Annotated in this window: 14 protein-coding genes and 1 riboswitch; of the genes, 5 read left to right on the top strand and 9 right to left on the bottom strand. The window is 71.2% G+C overall.

Going from position 1 to position 18,962, the window contains the following annotated elements; genetic code table 11:
- Positions 1 to 4: 4 nt before the first annotated feature.
- The 3 genes from ACZ7DL_RS03260 to recQ all read left to right on the top strand — a co-directional run bounded on the left by ACZ7DL_RS03260 (position 5) and on the right by recQ (position 5,469).
- Complete coding sequence (locus ACZ7DL_RS03260; protein WP_470770995.1) at positions 5 to 1,576, top strand: NADH-quinone oxidoreductase subunit M; 1,572 nt, start codon at positions 5 to 7, stop codon at positions 1,574 to 1,576.
- A complete protein-coding gene (gene nuoN / locus ACZ7DL_RS03255) occupies positions 1,573 to 3,222 on the top strand; it encodes an NADH-quinone oxidoreductase subunit NuoN (RefSeq protein ID WP_470770993.1) in 1,650 nt (549 codons plus the stop codon). Before ACZ7DL_RS03260 ends, nuoN begins: the two co-directional genes overlap by 4 nt.
- A gap of 246 nt (positions 3,223 to 3,468) precedes the next feature.
- A complete protein-coding gene (gene recQ, locus ACZ7DL_RS03250) occupies positions 3,469 to 5,469 on the top strand; it encodes a DNA helicase RecQ (RefSeq protein WP_470770992.1) in 2,001 nt (666 codons plus the stop codon).
- Positions 5,470 to 5,512: 43 nt separating this feature from the next.
- Here recQ and ACZ7DL_RS03245 read toward each other — a convergent pair whose 3' ends face one another.
- From ACZ7DL_RS03245 to fahA, 8 genes are all read right to left on the bottom strand, one after another.
- Positions 5,513 to 8,278, bottom strand: coding sequence for a fumarate reductase/succinate dehydrogenase flavoprotein subunit (locus ACZ7DL_RS03245; protein WP_470770991.1), 2,766 nt, complete (start codon positions 8,276 to 8,278; stop codon positions 5,513 to 5,515).
- Between the two features lie 11 nt (positions 8,279 to 8,289).
- A complete protein-coding gene (locus ACZ7DL_RS03240) occupies positions 8,290 to 9,078 on the bottom strand; it encodes an ABC transporter ATP-binding protein (RefSeq protein WP_470770989.1) in 789 nt (262 codons plus the stop codon).
- A complete protein-coding gene (locus ACZ7DL_RS03235; protein WP_470770988.1) occupies positions 9,062 to 9,976 on the bottom strand; it encodes an ABC transporter permease in 915 nt (304 codons plus the stop codon). The genes ACZ7DL_RS03240 and ACZ7DL_RS03235 overlap by 17 nt, the downstream gene beginning before the upstream one ends.
- Positions 9,973 to 11,316, bottom strand: a complete 1,344-nt coding sequence (locus tag ACZ7DL_RS03230) for an ABC transporter substrate-binding protein (RefSeq protein ID WP_470770987.1) — start codon at positions 11,314 to 11,316, stop codon at positions 9,973 to 9,975. Before ACZ7DL_RS03230 ends, ACZ7DL_RS03235 begins: the two co-directional genes overlap by 4 nt.
- A 14-nt stretch (positions 11,317 to 11,330) precedes the next feature.
- Positions 11,331 to 11,558, bottom strand: a complete 228-nt coding sequence (locus tag ACZ7DL_RS03225) for a 4Fe-4S dicluster domain-containing protein (protein ID WP_003992261.1) — start codon at positions 11,556 to 11,558, stop codon at positions 11,331 to 11,333.
- A gap of 32 nt (positions 11,559 to 11,590) precedes the next feature.
- A complete protein-coding gene (locus ACZ7DL_RS03220) occupies positions 11,591 to 12,379 on the bottom strand; it encodes a GntR family transcriptional regulator (RefSeq protein WP_470770984.1) in 789 nt (262 codons plus the stop codon).
- A 132-nt stretch (positions 12,380 to 12,511) separates the two neighbouring features.
- A complete protein-coding gene (locus ACZ7DL_RS03215) occupies positions 12,512 to 13,450 on the bottom strand; it encodes a M56 family metallopeptidase (RefSeq protein WP_470770982.1) in 939 nt (312 codons plus the stop codon).
- A 379-nt stretch (positions 13,451 to 13,829) separates the two neighbouring features.
- Entirely contained in the window at positions 13,830 to 15,047 is a 1,218-nt protein-coding gene (fahA, locus tag ACZ7DL_RS03210) for a fumarylacetoacetase (RefSeq protein ID WP_470770980.1), read from the bottom strand.
- 561 nt (positions 15,048 to 15,608) lie between these two features.
- Here fahA and ACZ7DL_RS03205 point away from each other — a divergent pair.
- Positions 15,609 to 16,421, top strand: a complete 813-nt coding sequence (locus tag ACZ7DL_RS03205) for an HAD family hydrolase (protein ID WP_470770978.1) — start codon at positions 15,609 to 15,611, stop codon at positions 16,419 to 16,421.
- A gap of 56 nt (positions 16,422 to 16,477) precedes the next feature.
- Here ACZ7DL_RS03205 and ACZ7DL_RS03200 read toward each other — a convergent pair whose 3' ends face one another.
- Positions 16,478 to 16,963, bottom strand: a complete 486-nt coding sequence (locus ACZ7DL_RS03200) for a transglycosylase SLT domain-containing protein (protein ID WP_470770977.1) — start codon at positions 16,961 to 16,963, stop codon at positions 16,478 to 16,480.
- A gap of 3 nt (positions 16,964 to 16,966) precedes the next feature.
- A riboswitch (cyclic di-AMP (ydaO/yuaA leader) is annotated at positions 16,967 to 17,147 on the bottom strand.
- Positions 17,148 to 17,736: 589 nt separating this feature from the next.
- Between ACZ7DL_RS03200 and ACZ7DL_RS03195 the strand changes: the two genes are divergently transcribed.
- The gene (locus ACZ7DL_RS03195) at positions 17,737 to 18,747 is read left to right on the top strand and encodes a polyprenyl synthetase family protein (RefSeq protein WP_470770975.1); all 1,011 of its coding nucleotides are present in this window, start codon (positions 17,737 to 17,739) and stop codon (positions 18,745 to 18,747) included.
- Positions 18,748 to 18,962 lie beyond the last annotated feature (215 nt).

The following is an 18,962-nucleotide window of genomic DNA, read 5'->3' as shown; positions in this document are numbered from 1 at the left end:
ACCGATGTCCTTTCCTCTGCTGACAGCGACGGCGGCGCTCCCGGCCCTCGGGGCCGTCGCCACGGCCGCCGTGCCGGCCGCCCGGCGCACCGCCGCGAAGTGGCTGGCGCTGGTCGTCTCGCTCGCCACACTCGCCCTGGGGATCACCGTCCTCGTCCGCTTCGACCCCGACGGCACCCGCTACCAGCTCACCGAATCCCACGCCTGGATCAAGGACTTCGGGGTCAGGTACGAGCTGGGCGTCGACGGCATCGCGGTGGCGCTCATCGCGCTGACCGCCGTACTGATCCCGTTCATCATCCTCGCCGGCTGGCACGACGCCGACCCGCTGGAAACGGGGAGCCGCCGCTGGCGTCCCACTCAGGGCTTCTTCGCGCTGATCCTCGCCGTCGAGGCGATGGTGATCATCTCGTTCGAGGCCACCGACGTCTTCCTCTTCTACATCTTCTTCGAAGCCATGCTCATCCCGATGTACTTCCTCATCGGCGGCTTCGGGGACCGTGCCCACGAGCACGGCGAGGAGACGGCGGCCACGCAGCGGTCGTACGCGGCGGTGAAGTTCCTGCTGTACAACCTGGTCGGCGGTCTGATCATGCTGGCCGCGGTGATCGGCCTCTACGTGGTCGCCGGGAACTTCTCGCTCACGGAGATCGCCGAGGCCCGCGCGAACGGTTCGCTGCACATGGCGACCAGCACCGAACGCTGGCTGTTCCTGGGCTTCTTCTTCGCCTTCGCGGTCAAGGCGCCGCTGTGGCCGCTGCACACCTGGCTGCCCAACGCCATGCAGGAGTCCACCGCCCCGGTCGCCGTGCTCATCACCGCTGTCGTCGACAAGGTGGGCACCTTCGCGATGCTGCGCTTCTGCCTCCAGCTCTTCCCGGAGGCCAGCAAGTGGGCCACGCCCGTGATCCTCGTCCTGGCACTCATCAGCATCGTCTACGGCGCACTGCTCGCCGTCGGCCAGCGGGACATCAAGCGTCTGGTGGCCTACGCGTCGATCTCGCACTTCGGCTTCATCATCATGGGCGTCTTCGCGATGACCAGTCAGGGCCAGTCCGGCGCCACCCTCTACATGGTCAATCACGGCATCTCCACGGCCGCGCTGATGCTGGTCGCCGGCTTCCTGATCTCCCGGCGCGGCTCGCGGCTCATCGCCGACTACGGAGGCGTGCAGAAGGTCGCTCCGGTGCTCGCCAGCACCTTCCTGATCGGCAGCCTCGCCACCCTCTCGCTCCCCGGACTCGCGCCGTTCGTGAGTGAGTTCCTGGTCCTGGTCGGCACCTTCGCGCGCTACCCGGCGATCGGCATCATCGCCACCTTCGGCATCGTCCTCGCCGCGCTCTACACCCTCGTCCTGTACCAGCGGACGATGACGGGCCCGGTGAAGCCGGAGGTCTCCGCGATGCCCGACCTCCGCGCGCGTGAGCTGGTCGTCGTAGCCCCGCTGATCGTGCTGCTGATCTTCCTGGGCGTCTACCCGAAGCCCGTCACGGACATCGTCAACCCGGCGGTCAAGCAGACCATGTCCGACGTTCACAAGAAGGACCCCAAGCCCGAGGTGGAGGCGGCCAAGTGAGCGCATCAGCCGTCCACAGCCTGTGGACAACCGCGGCCGATCCGATCTCGAAGATCGACGCGCCGAAGATCGAATACGGACAATTGTCGCCGACGCTGATCGTGATCGGTGCGGCGCTGGTCGGGGTGCTCATCGAGGCGTTCGTACCGCGCAGGTCCCGCTACTACGCGCAGGTGTTCGTCTCCGCCGTAGCCCTGTGCGCCGCGTTCGCCGCGGTCGTCGCGCTCGCGACCGACGGCTTCGGCACCACCAAGGCGCACATCGCGGCCATGGGCGCGATCGCCGTCGACGGCCCGGCCCTGTTCCTCCAGGGAACCATCCTGCTGGCCGGCCTGGTCGGCCTGTTCACCTTCGCCGAGCGGCGCCTGGACCCGGCCGCGCACGGCAACCGGGTCGACTCCTTCGCCGCGCAGGCCGCCTCCGTACCCGGCAGCGACAGCGAAAAGGCGGCGGTGAAGGCCGGCTTCACCACCACCGAGGTCTTCCCGCTGCTCCTCTTCGCGGTCGGCGGCATGCTGGTCTTCCCCGCGGCCAGTGACCTGCTGACCCTGTTCGTGGCCCTGGAGGTCTTCTCCCTGCCGCTGTACCTGCTGTGCGCGCTGGCCCGCCGCAAGCGGCTGATGTCGCAGGAGGCCGCGGTCAAGTACTTCCTCCTGGGCGCGTTCGCCTCGGCGTTCACGCTGTTCGGCATCGCGCTGCTGTACGGCTACGCGGGCTCGGTGTCGTACGCGCGCATCGCACAGGTCGTCGAAGGCACCGCCACCAACGTCGACCCGGCCCTCGCCAACACCATGGGCAACGACGTTCTGCTGCTGATCGGCGGCGCCATGCTCGTGATGGGCCTGCTGTTCAAGGTGGGCGCGGTGCCGTTCCACATGTGGACGCCCGACGTCTACCAGGGCGCGCCCACCCCGGTGACCGGCTTCATGGCGGCGGCGACGAAGGTGGCCGCCTTCGGCGCGCTGCTGCGTCTGCTGTACGTCGTTCTGCCCGGGCTGCGCTGGGACTGGCGGCCGGTCATGTGGGCCGTGGCGATCATCACCATGCTGGGCGGTGCCATCGTCGCCATCACCCAGACCGACATCAAGCGGCTGCTGGCCTACTCGTCCATCGCACACGCGGGATTCATCCTCGCGGGTGTCATCGCCACCTCGAAGGACGGCGTGTCGTCCGTCCTCTTCTACCTGGCTGGCTACTCCTTCGTGACGATCGGCGCGTTCGCCGTGGTCACGCTGGTGCGGGACGCGGGCGGCGAGGCGACCCACCTGTCGAAGTGGGCGGGCCTCGGCCGCCGCTCGCCGCTGGTGGCGGCCGTGTTCGCGGTGTTCCTGCTGGCCTTCGCCGGCATCCCGCTGACCTCCGGGTTCGCCGGGAAGTTCGCCGTGTTCAAGGCGGCGGCGGACGGCGGCGCGGCCCCGCTGGTCGTGGTCGGTGTGATCTCATCGGCCATCGCCGCGTTCTTCTACATCCGCGTGATCGTGCTGATGTTCTTCAGCGAGCCGCGGCCGGAAGGCCCGACGGTGGCCGTGCCGTCACCGCTGACCATGGTCGCGATCGGCCTGGGCGTGGCGGTGACGCTGGTGCTCGGCGTCGCGCCCCAGTACTTCCTGGACCTGGCGAGCCAGGCGGGAGTCTTCGTGCGCTGACGTTCCTCTCGCACATGCCGCTGCCCGGCACCCACGTTCAAAGGGTGCCGGGCAGCGGTTGTCTCCCGGGCTCACCGACACCGAGGCGCTCCCGGGGCCGGGTCTCGCTCGTCGCTTCACGTGTCCGAGCGGTGACGCCCGCGAGCGAGGAAACCTGTGGATAACTCCGAGGCTGTCGGTCCGGGCCCCTATGGTGGAGGCAGCGGTCGAGAGACGACACACGGGGGACCGACGGGGGACAGGACGATGGGCGTGACGGGCGGGATCAGTGAGATGCCACAGGTGACCGAGGGGCCGGGCGCGGCCGACAGCGAGACGCTGGCCACGCTGAGCCGGGTCTTCGGATACGAGGCCTTCCGGGGCGAGCAGCAGGCGATCATCGAGCACGTGGTGGCGGGCGGCGACGCCGTCGTCCTCATGCCCACCGGCGGCGGCAAATCGCTGTGCTACCAGATCCCGGCCCTGGTCCGGCCCGGCACCGGCGTGGTGATCTCGCCGCTGATCGCGCTCATGCAGGACCAGGTGGACGCCCTGCGTGCCCTCGGCGTCCGCGCCGGCTTCATGAACTCCACGCAGGACTACGACGAGCGGCGCGTGGTCGAGGCCGAGTTCCTGGCCGGCGAACTGGACCTGCTCTACCTGGCGCCGGAACGGCTGCGCCTGGACGCCACGCTGGACCTGCTCTCCCGAGGCAAGATCTCCGTCTTCGCCATCGACGAGGCCCACTGTGTGTCCCAGTGGGGCCACGACTTCCGCCCCGACTATCTCGCGCTGTCCCTGCTCGGCGAGCGCTGGCCGGACGTCCCGCGGATCGCCCTGACCGCCACGGCCACCCACGCCACCCACCAGGAGATCACCCAGCGGCTGAACCTGCCGACGGCCCGCCACTTCGTCGCCAGCTTCGACCGGCCCAACATCCAGTACCGGATCGTGCCCAAGGCCGACCCCAAGAAGCAGCTGCTCGCCTTCCTCCGCGAGGAGCACCCGGGCGACGCCGGCATCGTGTACTGCCTCTCGCGCAACTCGGTGGAGCGTACGGCGGAGTTCCTGACCGCCAACGGCATCGCGGCGGTGCCGTACCACGCGGGCCTGGACGCGGGCACACGCGCGGCGCACCAGTCCCGCTTCCTGCGCGAGGACGGCCTGGTCGTGGTGGCGACCATCGCCTTCGGCATGGGCATCGACAAGCCGGACGTACGCTTCGTCGCCCATCTGGACCTGCCCAAGTCCATCGAGGGCTACTACCAGGAGACCGGCCGGGCGGGCCGCGACGGCCTGCCGTCCACGGCCTGGATGGCGTACGGCCTGAACGACGTCATACAGCAGCGCAAGCTGATCCAGTCCGGCGAGGGCGACGAGGCGTTCCGCCGCCGGGCCGCCGCCCACCTCGACTCCATGCTCGCGTTGTGCGAGACGGCCCGATGCCGCCGCGGCCAGCTGCTCGCCTACTTCGGCCAGGACCCCGACGCCACGGGCTGCGGCAACTGCGACACCTGCCTCACCCCGCCCGAGACCTGGGACGGCACGGTCGCCGCGCAGAAGGTGCTGTCCACGGTGGTGCGGTTGCAGCGGGAACGCGGCCAGAAATTCGGCGCGGTGCAGATCATCGACATCCTGCTCGGCAAGCGCACCGGCAAGGTGATCCAGTTCGACCACGACCAGCTGTCCGTCTTCGGCATCGGCCAGGACCTCAGCGAGGGCGAGTGGCGGGGCGTCATCCGGCAGCTGCTGGCTCAGGGGCTGCTCGCGGTCGAAGGGGAGTACGGCACGCTGGTGCTCACCGAGGCGAGCGGCGCGGTGCTGCGCAGCGAGCGCGAGGTGGCGCTGCGCAAGGAGCCGAAGAAGCCGGCCGCCTCCCGGCCGCGGTCCGCCGGCGCCTCCGGAGGCGCCGGCAAGGCCAAGACCGCCGCGGCCGAGCTGCCCGACGCGCTGCTCCCCGCCTTCGAGGCCCTGCGGGCCTGGCGCGCCGAGCAGGCCCGGGAACAGGGTGTCCCGGCGTACGTCATCTTCCACGATGCCACCCTGCGGGAAATCGTCACCCGCTGGCCCGGTTCGGTGCGGGAGCTGGGCACGGTGGGCGGCGTCGGCGAGAAGAAGCTGGTGACGTACGGAGAAGGGGTGCTCGAGGTGCTGGGCTCCCTGGACGCGCCGGCTCCGGCCGCCGGCCCGACTCCGGAGGGCGCCGGGGCACCCGAGGACGACTGGACCGAGCTCGGGGACGAGCCGGAGCCGGACGACTGGATATAGCCCGGTACGGCACAGCCCCGTGCGGGCCGGCGTGGTGCGGGGCTCACAGCCCTCGCGCCGCGTAGGCCCGGACGTCCGCGTCGGAGTCGCCCGTCGCCGTGGCGAGGGCCGCGTGGGCCTCCGGTGAGGCCCGGTGCCGGCTCAGGGCCAGGACCGCCGCCTTGCGGACATCGGCGTTCCGGTCGGCGAGGGACTTGGCGAGGGCAGGGACGGCCGTGCCGGTGGCCGCGGCCGACAGCGCGGCCGCGGCGCCGGACCGCACCTGCCAGGCCGGATCGGACAGGGCGGCCACGGCACGGGCGGCCAGCGGCGGCGGGCAGCCGGTGGCGGCCAGCGCACCGAGCGCGGCGCCACGCACCAGTGGGTCGCCGTCCTCGATGAGCCGCTCCAGCGTGGCGGTGAGCAGGTCCCGGTCGGCCCCGTCGAGGGGTGCCGAGCCGACGGTCGCCAGGGCCTTGGCCACGGCGACCCGGACCTCCCGGGAGGGATCGTCCGCGGCGCCCGCCAGAGGCCGGACCGCGTTCACCGAGACGAGCGCCCGTACGGCCTCCGTCCGGACGGCGATGTCGGGGTCCTCCAGGGCCCCCGCGAACACCTTGGCGTCGCCGAGCCGCAGAGCCCGCAGCAGGTCGAGGGCGGCGGCACGGACCACGGGGTCGTCCTGGGCGAGCGCACCGGTGAGGGCGGCGCCCAGGGAGGGGTCGGGCGGCAGCGTCTCGACGAGCTCGCGCAGTGAGGCGGCCGCGGTCGCGCGGACCTCGGCGTCGGGGTCGGCGAGCGCGCCGACAAGGGCCTGCCCCGTGCCGGGCGGCACGGTCTCGGTGAGCACCGAGACGGCCGTACGGCGCACCGCGGCATCGGAGTCGGTCAAGTAGGGCTCGACGGCGACGAGTTCGGGCTCCGCCTCGGCCAGCTCCAGCAACTTCAGCAGCCGCGGCGAGGCAGAGCCCCGCGCGCCGGCCCGGTCCACGCGACCGGCGGCACGCGCGTGCGTGGGCCCCGCGGCCACCGGCGCCACCTCGCGCGGCCCGGCCGTGGCCACGTGCTCGGGACGGACCTCGCCCAAAGGCCGGGAGGGACCGCCGACCGGCGTGAACTCCGCCACCGGGACCAGATAGGGAGCCACGGGGCGAGCCGTGAACTCCATCGAACCAGAGGGGGACTTGTGCAGATCGAGATGATGGAACCAGGAGACGTCGTCACGCCCGGGGTGGTCGAGACGTTCGTGGTAGAGACCCCAGCGCGACTCGGTACGAGCCAGCGATGCGCGGGCGGCCATCTCCGCGCAGTCGCGTATGAAGGTGACCTCGGCACAGCGCATCAGCTCATGCGGGGTGCGGGCGCCCATCGCGGCGATGTCGGTGCGCATCCGCTCGAACGCGTCGAGCGCGAGGGAGAGCCGCGCGCCGGACTTCGGCGGTGCCACGTAGTCGTTCACGAAGCGGCGCAGCTTGTACTCGACCTGGGTCTGCGGCGGGCCGTCCGGGTTGCGCAGCGGACGGTAGATCAGCTCGTGCGCCGTGCGCACCTGGTCCGCGGGAAGCTCACCCTCGTACGCCGTGTACTGGGCGGCGTCCGCTCCCGCGAGGTCACCGAAGACGAAGGCGCCGATCATGTAGTTGTGCGGGACGCAGGCGAGGTCGCCGGCGGCGTACAGGCGGGGGACGGTAGTGCGGGCGTGGTCGTCGACGCGGACGCCGGAGGCGGAGTGGCCGCCGCACAGGCCGATCTCGGAGATGTGCATCTCGACGTCGTGGGTGCGGTAGTCGTGCCCGCGGCCGGAGTGGAAGGTGCCGCGGGTGGGCCGCTCGGTGGAGTGCAGGATCGACTCCAGGGCGGAGATCGACTCCTCGGGCAGGTGGCTGAGTTTCAGGTAGACCGGGCCCCGGTCGCTGGCGACCTCGGCGGCGAACTCGGCCATCATCTGCCCGGACCAGTAGTCGGAGTCGACGAAGCGCTCACCGTTCCGGTTGACCTGGTAGCCACCGAACGGATTGGCGACGTAGGCGCAGGCCGGCCCGTTGTAGTCCTTGATCAACGGGTTGATCTGGAAGCACTCGATGCCGGTCAGCTCGGCGCCCGCGTGGTAGGCCATGGCGTACCCGTCGCCGGCGTTGGTGGGGTTCTCGTAGGTGCCGTAGAGGTAGCCGGAAGCGGGCAGGCCGAGCCGGCCGCAGGCCCCGGTCGCGAGGATCACCGCGCCCGCGCGAACGGTGACGAAGGCGCCGGTGCGGGTGTGGAACCCGGCGGCGCCCACCGCCCGTCCCTCGGCGGTGAGGATCCGGACCGGCATCAGCCGGTTCTCGATCCTGATCCGCTCCCGCATCTCGCGCCGCCGCAACTGCCGGTAGAGGACCTTTTTGACGTCCTTGCCCTCTGGCATCGGCAATACGTACGAGCCGGAGCGGTGGACCTGGCGGACCGCGTACTCGCCGTGCTCGTCCTTCTCGAACTTGACCCCGTACGACTCGAGCCGCCGCACCATAGCGAAGCCCCGCGTGGCCGTCTGGCGGACGGTGGACTGGTCGACGATGCCGTCGTTGGCGCGGGTGATCTCGGCGACGTAGTCGTCGGGCTCGGCGCGGCCGGGGATGACGGCGTTGTTGACGCCGTCCATGCCCATGGCGAGCGCGCCGGAGTGCCGGACGTGGGCCTTCTCCAGCAGCAGAACGTTCGCGCCGCGCTCGGCGGCGGTCAGGGCGGCCATGGTGCCGGCGGTGCCGCCGCCGATGACGAGGACATCGCAGGTCAGCTCATCGGCGTCGGTGACGGCGGGAATCTCCAGGGGGTCGGGCGCGGGGGTGGTCACCGGGATGCCTTTCAGGAGCCGAGTGAGGTGAGGATGGCGCGGCGCAGTGCCACGCGGGCCGGATCGTCGAAGGCCGCGCGGTCACGCGGGCGTGGCACCTCGTGCACGACGGCCACACGACCCGAACCGAGCAGGGCCACACGGTCGCCGAGGAAGAGGGCCTCGTCCACGTCGTGCGTGACGAAGACGACGGTCGCGCCCGTACCGCGCAACACCTCCACCAGCAGTTCCTGCATGCCGGAGCGGGTCTGCGCGTCAAGGGCGCCGAAGGGCTCGTCCATGAGGACCGCGCGCGGGCTGTCCGCCAAGGCACGGGCCAACTGGGCGCGTTGGCGCTGCCCACCGGATACCCGGTGCGGCAACTGTCCGGCCTGCGCGCTGAGCCCGACCCGAGTGAGCCACGACTCGGCCCGGGAACGCCGCTCCGCGCGTGGTACGCCCCTGATGGCCAGCGGAAGTTCGACGTTTCCGCGCAAGGTGCGCCAGGGCAGCAGTGCGTCCTCCTGGAAGACGAGGGCGCGGTCGGCCGACGGCCCGGTCAGCGGGCTGCCGTCCACCTCGGCCGTGCCGCCCAGCGGCGGCAGCAGCCCGGCGAGCGTGCGCAGCAGTGTGGACTTGCCGCAGCCGGAGGCGCCGACGATGGTGAGGATCTCGCCCGGTGCGACCTCCAGGTCGATGCCGTCGAGGACCGGAGCGTCCGGGTGGCCGAGGACGGCTGAGCGGAAGGCGAGCCGTGTACCGCGCACGGTCGCCGGTGCCGGCGCGGCGGGAGCGGTGACGGTCTCAGACGAGGTGCTCATCGCGGGCCTCCTCGGTGTCGTTCTGGCCCTGCTGCTCGGACTGGGCATGCTGCTCGGGATCGCTGTGGGGGCGAGCGGGGGCGGCGAGTGGCCGGGGCGCGCGGGTGCGGCTTTTGGGGACGTACGAGGTGCGGGGCAGCCAGCGGGTCAGCCGGCGGCCGAGGAGTTCCACGGCCGTCGAGGTGATCCAGCCGAGCACGCCGATCGTGACCATGCCGACGAAGACACCCGGGTAGTCGACCACCGTGTAGTCCTGCCAGGTGCGGTAGCCGACCCCGTACTGGCCCGAGATCATCTCGGCGGAGATCACGCAGATCCACGACACACCGATGCCTACCGACAGCCCGCCGAAGATGCCGGGCAGTGCGCCCGGCAGGACGACGGAGCGGAGGATCCGGAGCCGCCCGGCGCCCATGGTGCGCACCGCCTCCTCCCAGACCGGGGTCAGCGCGCGGACCGCGTGCCGGGTGGAGACCAGCGCGGGGAAGAAGGCGGCGGTGCAGGTGATGAAGACGATGCCCTGTTCGTTCGACGGGAACAGCAGGATCGCGACGGGGACCAGGGCGATCGCCGGGATCGGGCGGACGACTTCCAGTACCGGGCCGAGCAGGTCCTCGGCCAGGCGGGAGCGGGCCACGAGCACGCCGGTCGCCACACCGAGGACGGCCGCCAGCGCGAAGCCGGTCAGGATGCGGGTGAGGCTGTCGGTGAGGTCGGTCCAGTAGTCGCCGCGGGACACACGGTCACCGAAGGTGCGGGCCACGTCGGTGACGGTCGGGAACTGTGAGAAGCGCAGCCACAGATCGACGTCCAGGCCGGTCAGCAGTTGCCACAGGCCGAGGGCGGCGGCCAGGGACGCGGTCCGCAACGCATAACGGGCCACGGGCCGCCGGGTCATGAGGCCAGCTCCAGTGCCTGGCGGTAGGACAGTGTCCGGGCGCCGGCGTGGGCGGAGGCGTAGGACTGCGCGGTGGCCGGGGTGACGAAGGGCAGCAGCCGGTCGCCGTCGGCCACCCAGACCGCCTTGTCGGCGAACCACAGGGTGCCGGTGGTGGCGTCGGGGGTGTAGGCGGCGCGGATGTCGTCCTGGTGCACGGCCAGATATGCCAGCAGTTTCCTCGGGCTTGTGAAGGCGAGGGTCTTCTCGCTGCCCTTGGCCCACACCTCGCTCGCGGCCGGCGGCGGTGACGCGGCGAGCCGCTTGGCGTAGGACGCGCCGAGGGCCTTCTTCACGTACTGGTCGTCGACGAAGGAGTCCACGTCTATGTCACCGGTCAGCTTGGCGGCCTTCAGTACGGCCACGTCCTGTTCGAGTGCGGAGACGAGCCGTGGTGTGACTGCCGGGTTGAAGGTGGCGATGCCGTGGGCGCCGTTGTAGAGGTAGACGACCTCGGCGGGCAGGCCGGTCGCCTCGGCGACCTTCTCGGCCGCTGTGACGGGATGGCTGTTGAGGTAGTCCGTCGCCTGGGCCTGTGCCTTGATGAAGGCCTCCAGGACGGCCGGGTGCTGCCGGGTGAAGTCCTCGCGTGCGGTGACCCCGTGGAAGGTGGGCAGGTTCAGCTGCGCGCCGTCGTACAGGGCCTTCGCCTTGCCCTGGTAGGCGAGCAGGCCGGGCCAGGCGACGAACTGCGACAGCGCGTCCACGCTGCCGGCGGACAGCGCCGAAGCGCCCACCGCGGGCTGCTGGTTGAGCTTGGTGATTCCTTTGTTCGGGTCGATGCCGGCGTGCTGGAGAGCGCGAACGAGGGTGCCGTCGGCGGCGGAGCCGACGCTCGTGGAAACCTTCTTGTCCTTCAGGTCCTTCAGGGACGTGAGTGTGGAGTCCGGTGCGGTGACGATGGTGTTGAGGCCGCCACGCAGGTTGTAGCCGGTGACGGAGACGAGATGGGTCGGACGGCCCAGTTGCCTGCCGCGGGCCGCGTTGAGCAGCAGCGGGAAGTCGCCCATCGAGCCGATGTCGATCTTCCCGGCGGTCATCTGGGCGGTGATCGGGGCGCCGGTGGCGTAGTCCTGCCAGTCGACCTCGTAGGTGTGGCCGTCGTGCAGGGAGTTGAGCTGCTTCTCGAAGTACCCGAGGGAACGCAGCAGGGTCCCCGCGGTGACGGTGTTGATGGTCTTGGACTGGTAGCCGACGGTCACGGTGACCGTGGAGCCGCTGCCGGCCTCGGCGTTGCCGCCGCAGGCGGTCAGGGGCAGCAGGAGTGCGGCGGTGGACAGGACGACTGCCGTACGTTTCATGGTGGTTGTACCTCTCACCGCAGCAGATAGGGCATGTTGACCGTGACGGCTCCGGTGGGGCAGCGGGCCGCACACGGGCCGCAGTACCAGCACTCGTCGACGTGCATGTACGCCTTGCCGTTGCGCTCGTCGATGGCGAGGGAGTCCAGCGGGCACATGTCCACGCAGAGGGTGCAGCCGTCGATGCACTTCGACTCGTCGATGGTCACGGGCACGTCGGCCCGCTGGGGCGCCAAGGGCATGGCTGTCTCCAGGAAACGTCCAGGCGGGGTGGTTACGAGCGGTGGAGCAGACCGCTCATGGTGATGCGGTCGCCGCGGAAGCGGATGAACTCCAGGTCGACGGGGCGGCCGTCGCCGAGGTGCGTGAGGCGCTCCAGCATCAGGACGGCGGCGCCGCGCGGGGCCTGGAGCACGGCCGCGGAGTGGGCGTCCGCGTTCACCGCCTCCAGGGTGATCTCGGCGTGGCCGAGACGCCGGCCGGTGATGGCTTCCAGGAGCCGGAAGACATCGGTGTTCTCCAGGTCGGCGCCGAGCAGGGCGGTGCCGATGTCGAGCGGGATGTAGGTGAGGTCGAGGGAGAGCGGGAGGCCGTTCAGGCGGCGCAGGCGTTCGATGTACAAGACGTCGGTGCCGGCCGGGACACGGAGGCGTTCGGCCACGGGGGCGGGTGCGGGAGCGGGGCCCATGGTGCGGACCTCGTTGGTGACGCGGCCGTGTTCGCGCAGGGTTTCCGCGAGGCCCATCAGACGGTCGAGCCCGTGGGGGTATTTCCGGGCGACGACGACGGTGCCGACACCGGGCAGCCGGTCCACCAGGCTTTCGGACCGGAGCAGGTCCAAGGCCTGGCGGACGGTGTTGCGGGTGGCGCGGTAGTCGGTGGCGAGGGTGGACTCGTGAGGGAGGGTGCCGTCCTGGAAGGCGCCGGTGAGGATCTGGCGGCGCAGCAGGTCGGCGAGCTGCCGGGCCCGGTCCGCACGCAGCCGTCGCCGCGCGCGGTGGGCGGCGACGGTGGTCGCGGCGCCCTGCCCGGCGTGGTCTCGGGGGCGGTCGGTGGGTGGCATGGCTGGAACCATACCCAGCCGGTAGGGAATGGCGTGTTGCTGGAGTGTTGCGCCAGGTGAGGACTCGCTGGATAAGCCTCTGAGCTGCTGGTTTTGTCCCTAGGCGGCAAGATCTGCCACCCGGCGGGACGGTCAGGACAGTGCCGAGAGGCCCGGAGCGAAGGTGATCAAAAGCGGCAGCAGCGGCACCAGCGCGGCCACGGTCGTCGTCAGCGCCCGGTGCCGGCGCAGCAGTCGCGGCGGGGGTTCCAGGAGGCGGTCCACGCGCTCGCCGAGGAGGCGGCGGCTGGAGTCGCAGGACAGGACACCCCGGTGCTGGTTCAGCTCGATCAGGGCGAGGGCCGTGGTGAGGTGCCCGCAGCGGCGGGACGCCGTGTCGTCGGCGGCCAGTTCCACCAGGCGGTGCGTCTGGTCGCAGAAGTAGGCGAAGAGCGGCACTCGCGGGAAGCCGGTGGCCAGCGCGGTCGACAGGTGCAGCAGCCAGTCGTGGTGAGCGCGGGCGTGTCCGCGCTCGTGGGTGAGGACGGCGTCCAGCTGGGGATTGGTGAGGCGGTGCAGCGCCCCGGTGGTGACGACCAGTTGCGGCGGGTGTCCGGGCATCCACCAGGCGTCCGGGTACTCGTCCTCCAGGACCAGCATCGGCCCGCGTGCCGCCGGCAGCCCGGCCGGCAGATCGGGGGCGCGTTCCCGCAGGTGCGCCCGGGCCTGGCCCCGGCTGCGGCGGGCCTCCACGAGTTCCCGGGCCAGCATCGCCGTGGTCCAGGCGGCCCCGCAGGCCAGCAGCACGGTGAGCACGGCGGCCCACACCGGCGCGGCGGACAGGTCGTACGCGGCGGTGACGGCGGGCGGCGCCGGTGCGAACACGCGGTCGCGGACGGTGTGGAAGACGGCCGCGGCGCCCAGGACCAGCGCGGTGAGGCAGGACAGCAGGACGGTGGCGACCAGGCACTGCCACACCCACAGCGCGACCACGGGTTCCCGCTCGGGCCAGGCCGCCCGGGTCAGCGCGCGCGGTGCCGGGACGGCGGCCGTCAGGGCGACGGCGCTCAGCAGGAGCAGGCAGACGGTCATGCCGGGGCTCCGGTTCCTGGTCGGAGAGGCGTGCGGGTGTCGGTGGTGCCGGGCACGCGTCACGCGGCTGTCTGCCGCGCGGGTGCGTGTCCCTGTCAGTATGACGAAGACGGCCGGTGCGAGGCAGGTCTCGGCGACGATCCGGCCGGGCCGCGCACGCGCGAGACACGGCGCGGGGCGGAGGGGGCCGTGCGGACGGTGCCGCGGTCCCGCGGGGTCGGTACGGCGCCCGCCGGGATGCCGGCGGTCACTCATGACGAACCAACCCGGTACAGGCACGCTTCCGTGCCCGCCGCTTGTGTCAAGCGGCGGGCACAAGAAGACGTCCACGGTGGACCGTGTCAACCGCCTGTTACGAGCCGTCGGGCGGTGTCGCGTCTCATCCCGCCACGACGCGCCCGCTGACCTCGCCCAGTCCCACCCGGCGGCCGTCCGCGCCGGGCGCCCAGGCCGACAGCGTCACCACGTCCCCGTCCTCCAGGAAGGTCCGCTTGCCGTCCGGGAGTTCGAGGGGGTCGCGGCCGTTCCAGGTCAGCTCCAGCAGGGAGCCGCGCTGGCGCTCGTCCGGGCCGCTGACCGTGCCCGAGCCGTACAGGTCGCCCGTGCGCAGCGAGGCGCCGTTGACCGTCATGTGGGCGAGCTGCTGGGCGGCGGTCCAGTACATGGTGGAGAACGGCGGCTCGGAGACCACATGGCCGTTGATGGCGACGGAGATACGGAGGTCGTAACCGCCGGGCTCCACGCCGGGCGCCGAGTCGTCCAGGTAGGGCAGCAGCGGGTGCGTGCGCTCCGGCGGCGCCACGCGCGCGTGCTCCAGCGCCTCCAACGGCGTGATCCACGCCGACACCGACGTCGCGAACGACTTGCCGAGGAACGGGCCGAGGGGGACGTACTCCCACGCCTGGACGTCACGCGCGGACCAGTCGTTCAGCAGGCACAGCCCGAAGACGTGCTCCCGGAAGTCGCCGAGCGTGACGGGGCTGCCCAGCTCCGACGGCACGCCGACGACGAAGCCGACCTCTGCCTCGATGTCCAGCCGGATCGACGGGCCGAAGACGGGCGCGGGGTCGGCCGGGCTCTTGCGCTGCCCGGACGGCCGGACGACGTCCGTGCCCGAGACGACGACCGTGCCGGAGCGGCCGTGGTAACCGATCGGAAGATGTTTCCAGTTGGGGGTGAGGGAGTCCTCGGCGTCCGGGCGGAAGATCTGGCCGACGTTGCGGGCGTGGTTCTCCGACGCGTAGAAGTCGACGTAGTCCGCCACCTCGAAGGGCAGGTGCAGGGTCACCTCGGACAGGGGGTGGAACAGCGGCTCGACCGTCGCGCGGTGCGCGGGGTCCGTGACCCAGGACGTGACGGCGCCCCGTACGTCCGACCAGGTGGTGCGGCCGGCGGCCAGCAGCGGGTTGAGGGTGGGACGGGCGAGCAGCGCGTGGTGGGGCGAGCCGAGCGCCGCGGCCGTGGCGCCCGCGTCGAGGACGTGGTTCCCGAGCCGGACGCCGACCCTCCGCTCCGTGCTGCCAGGGGGCGAGAACACGCCATAGGGAAGGTTGTGCGGACCGAAGGGGTCACCCTCGGGGACGTCGAAGGGGGGCATGTGGTGCTGCCTCACTCTCATCCGGGCCGTGCATGGCGATGGGTTCCATGTGGTCGCGCCACACGTTACGGCCGACCTGCGTGTCTTGGGCAGTGCCTCACGACCTGCTCGAAAGGTTGCTCGCACAGTGTCTGAAGAGTCCGTAATGCGCGGATAAGTCTTGCTGGAGGTGGTAATTCCGGCTTAGCGTCCTTTGGGACACGGGCGGGGTGGATCCGTTCCAGCGGGGGGACACGTGGGGGGACCCGTGGCCGGAAACGCCGTCAGTGTGCCCGTGGAGGCCGACCATGACGGGCCGGGGCTGATCATCAAGTTCGGTGACTACCCGCTGCATCACGGTGGGGTCGGCCGAGACGCTCCACCCGGGCCCGCCCCACCGGGCGGGCGCCTGGCCGCACCGGATGGGCGCCGGGCTCACCGGCCGTTGCGGGGAGCGGCTGCCGTCCGGGACCGCGGGCGCCGCCATCACGGCGTCTGTGCCCACCACTTGGGGGCGAGCAGCACGTAAGTGCGTGGAACGACAGGTGAGTCGGCGGGGCTCGGTGTCCGTATTCTCTGATCATGGCACCCACCCCCGCATATGCACTGATCGCCACCGACCTGGACGGGACGCTGCTGCGCGGCGACGACACCGTCTCCGACCGGTCGCTCGCCGCGCTCGCGCGGGTGGCGCGGGCCGGTGCCCGGCACCTGGTGGTGACGGGCCGCCCGGCCCCGCGGGTACGGCCCCTGCTCGAGGACCTCGGCTGCACGGGGCTCGCGGTGTGCGGGCAGGGCGCCCAGGTCTACGACGCCGGAGCCGACCGCCTGCTGTGGTCGGTCCGGCTGGACCGGGAGCTGGCCGAGACCGCGCTCGGCAAGATCGAGGCGGAGGTGGGGCAGGTCTACGCGGCGGTCGACCAGGACGGCGTGGACGGGCTCACGCTCATCGAGCCCGGCTACCGGATGCCCCATCCGACGCTGCCCGCGGTGCGCGTCGGCCGGCGGGACGACCTGTGGTGCGAGCCGATCAGCAAGGTGCTGCTGCGGCACGCCGACCTGTCCGACGACGCGTTGGCGGCCGTGGCGCGCTCGGCGGTGGGCTCGCTGGCCACGGTCACCATGTCGGGTCCGGGCACCGTGGAGCTCCAGCCGAGCGGGGTGACCAAGGCGACCGGGCTGGCGCTGGCCGCCGAGCGGCTGGGGATCGCCGCCGAGCGGGCCCTCGCCTTCGGTGACATGCCCAACGACATCCCCATGTTCGACTGGGCCGGCCGCGGTGTCGCCATGGCCAACGCCCACCCCGAACTCAAGGCGGTGGCCGACGAGATCTCCTTGTCGAACGAGGACGACGGCATCGCCGTCGTCCTCGAAAGACTGTTTCCGACCGACTGACCGGCACATCAGTAGCCGCCGGTCGGCCGGCGTGCTCCGCGCCGGCCCGCCGGCTGTCAGTACGCGCCGAACACGTTGTCGATCGACCCGTACCGCGCGGCCGCGTAGTTGCACGCGGCGGTGATGTTCGCGACCGGGTCGTAGACGTTGAACGACGTTCCGGCGACGTGGTACGCGTTGAACGTCGGGTCGATGACCTGGAGCAGGCCCTTGGACGGGATGCCCTTGGCGGCGTTGGAGTCCCACAGGTTGATGGCGTTCGGGTTGCCCGAGGACTCGCGGATGATGTTGCGGTAGATGCCGTTGTAGGTGCCCGGGATGCCCTTCTCGGCCATGATCGCGAGCGACTCGCGGATCCAGCCGTCCAGGTTGTTCGGGTACCCGGCGAGGGTGGTGGCGGCCGTCGTGGTGCCGGTGGCCGCGGAGGCGCCGGTCGCGCCGACGAGCGGCAGGGCGAGGGTGGCGACGGAGACGCCGGCCACGGCGAGGGTGCGGACGAGGCGGCTGTTGCGGGTACGGCGGGGCTGAGCGGCAGCAGACATGGGGAAGTTCCTCTCCGGCGCCTGCGAGGTGAGCTGTCGGGTTCGGGCGGGGAGGTGCCCGGCCGCGCCCTGGAGGAGGCACGGCTTTACCCCTAGCCGTTCCGGTCGGCGTGTGCCGTCCGGCCCGGCGGCTTACCTGGGTCCCCCGCTCCTGCCGTACGAATGAGTTCGTCGATGGGTTACGCGGGCGGCGGCAGGATTCGGCGTCCGCCCGACGGCCCGGAACGTATGCGAGAGCACATGTCGGGAACAAGTACCCGATGGGCGCAACGTTCCATTTGGCCTTGATCGACTCTGTATGGGGTGCTTGATCCTTTGCGACTGCCAACCCTCAACTCGCCGACGGTGCAAGGGGAAGGAGGGGTTCCGGCAGGTGAGGGGGTCCTGTGGGTGCGTGACCCAATTCACGAAATAGCAAAGTACTTCAAATCAGACATGGGGGATTAGGGGGATTCGATCCTGAAGTCGGAGTGGTGCGGAACCTCGGACGCGGTGCGCGTCGTTGTCGTAGGGGTCGGTGGAGGGTGAGGGGGTGACGGAGAGGGTTGAAAGCGGGGCACGGACATACTGCCCGAATTAGTGTTAAGTCGATAAATGTCCGTTCTTACCATCCGATCGAAAGCATGCCGGTCATGATCTGATACCGCCCGGGCTGGACCGGTGGGCGCTATCGGTGATCGAAAGAGGACCGGATACGCTGACTTGAGTGATGGCAGCGACCTATCGACAAACCGTGTAATCGCCAGCAGACACCAGCAGACAGGAGACCCCTCGTGACCGTCGTCGGGCCGTTCGGGCTGAGCGTGCGGGACCAGGCTCTGGAAGCCGATGTCCAGGCCGGATTGACGGCTGTCGAGGAAGGCTTGCTCGAGGCCACCAAGAGCGAGGTCCCGTTCATCACGGAGGCCGCGCAGCACCTCGTACGGGCCGGCGGGAAGCGGTTCCGTCCGCTGCTCGTGATGCTGGCGGCCCAGTTCGGTGACCCCTACGCGCCGGGTGTCGTGCCGTCGGCCGTGGTCGTGGAGCTGACCCACCTGGCCACGCTGTACCACGACGACGTCATGGACGAGGCCGCCGTGCGGCGCGGCGTGGACAGCGCCAACGCCCGCTGGGGCAACTCGGTCGCGGTCCTCACCGGCGACTTCCTCTTCGCCCGCGCCTCCCAGATCCTCGCCGACCTCGGCCCCGAGGCGGTCCGGGTGCAGGCCCTCGCGTTCGAGCGGCTGGTCACCGGCCAGATCCTGGAGACCGCGGGTCCCTCGGACGGGCGTGACCCGGTCGAGCACTACCTGGACGTGCTCGGCGGCAAGACGGGCTCCCTGGTGGCGGTGTCGTGCCGGTTCGGCGCGATGATGTCCGGCGCCGACGAGACGGTCGTCGACGTACTCACCCAGTACGGCGAACGCCTCGGGGTCGCCTTCCAGCTCGCCGACGACGTCCTGGACATCGCCTCCGACTCCCACGAGTCCGGCAAGACCCCGGGCACCGACCTGCGCGAGGGCATCGCGACCCTGCCGGTGCTCCGGCTGCGCGAGCGGGCCGCCCGGCTGGGGCTGGCCGAGGACATCGCGCTGTGCGAGCTGCTGGACTCCGACCTCAGCGACGACGCCCGGCACGCCGAGGCGCTGACCGCGCTGCGCGCCCACCCCGCGCTGGAGCAGGCCCGCCGGGACACCGTCCGGTACGTGGAGGAGGCGCGGTCCGCGCTGGCCCCGCTGCCCGAGTGCGACGCCAAGGCGGCCCTGCTTGAGCTGTGCGACGCGGTGGTGCACCGCGCCGGCTGACCCGGCCGCACCCCCGTACGGCGGCGCCTTCCGGTACGACCCCTACGGGTCGGGGGGAGAAGCCGCCCTCGTGTGTCATACCGCAGGCGTACACGGAGTTGGCTCCGAGGTCTGACGCTTCCTCACGGCCGATTTGGTCAGATGGAAACCACAGAAATCACCACTCCTCACCGATTCGGGTGAGAATGGCGGCTCAGGTGGACCAGCGTGAGGAC

It is taken from the genome of Streptomyces sp. NPDC036984 (assembly GCF_055607665.1).
This window is presented reverse-complemented; position numbering and strand designations above follow the sequence as displayed.

Coding starts and splice junctions, on each gene's coding strand:
- ACZ7DL_RS03260 (WP_470770995.1), top strand. CDS start 5: ATGTCCTTTCCTCTGCTGACAGCGACGGCGGCGCTCCCGGCCCTCGGG.
- recQ (WP_470770992.1), top strand. CDS start 3,469: ATGGGCGTGACGGGCGGGATCAGTGAGATGCCACAGGTGACCGAGGGG.
- ACZ7DL_RS03240 (WP_470770989.1), bottom strand. CDS start 9,078: ATGAGCACCTCGTCTGAGACCGTCACCGCTCCCGCCGCGCCGGCACCG.
- ACZ7DL_RS03235 (WP_470770988.1), bottom strand. CDS start 9,976: ATGACCCGGCGGCCCGTGGCCCGTTATGCGTTGCGGACCGCGTCCCTG.
- ACZ7DL_RS03230 (WP_470770987.1), bottom strand. CDS start 11,316: ATGAAACGTACGGCAGTCGTCCTGTCCACCGCCGCACTCCTGCTGCCC.
- ACZ7DL_RS03225 (WP_003992261.1), bottom strand. CDS start 11,558: ATGCCCTTGGCGCCCCAGCGGGCCGACGTGCCCGTGACCATCGACGAG.
- ACZ7DL_RS03220 (WP_470770984.1), bottom strand. CDS start 12,379: ATGCCACCCACCGACCGCCCCCGAGACCACGCCGGGCAGGGCGCCGCG.
- ACZ7DL_RS03215 (WP_470770982.1), bottom strand. CDS start 13,450: ATGACCGTCTGCCTGCTCCTGCTGAGCGCCGTCGCCCTGACGGCCGCC.
- fahA (WP_470770980.1), bottom strand. CDS start 15,047: ATGCCCCCCTTCGACGTCCCCGAGGGTGACCCCTTCGGTCCGCACAAC.
- ACZ7DL_RS03205 (WP_470770978.1), top strand. CDS start 15,609: ATGGCACCCACCCCCGCATATGCACTGATCGCCACCGACCTGGACGGG.
- ACZ7DL_RS03200 (WP_470770977.1), bottom strand. CDS start 16,963: ATGTCTGCTGCCGCTCAGCCCCGCCGTACCCGCAACAGCCGCCTCGTC.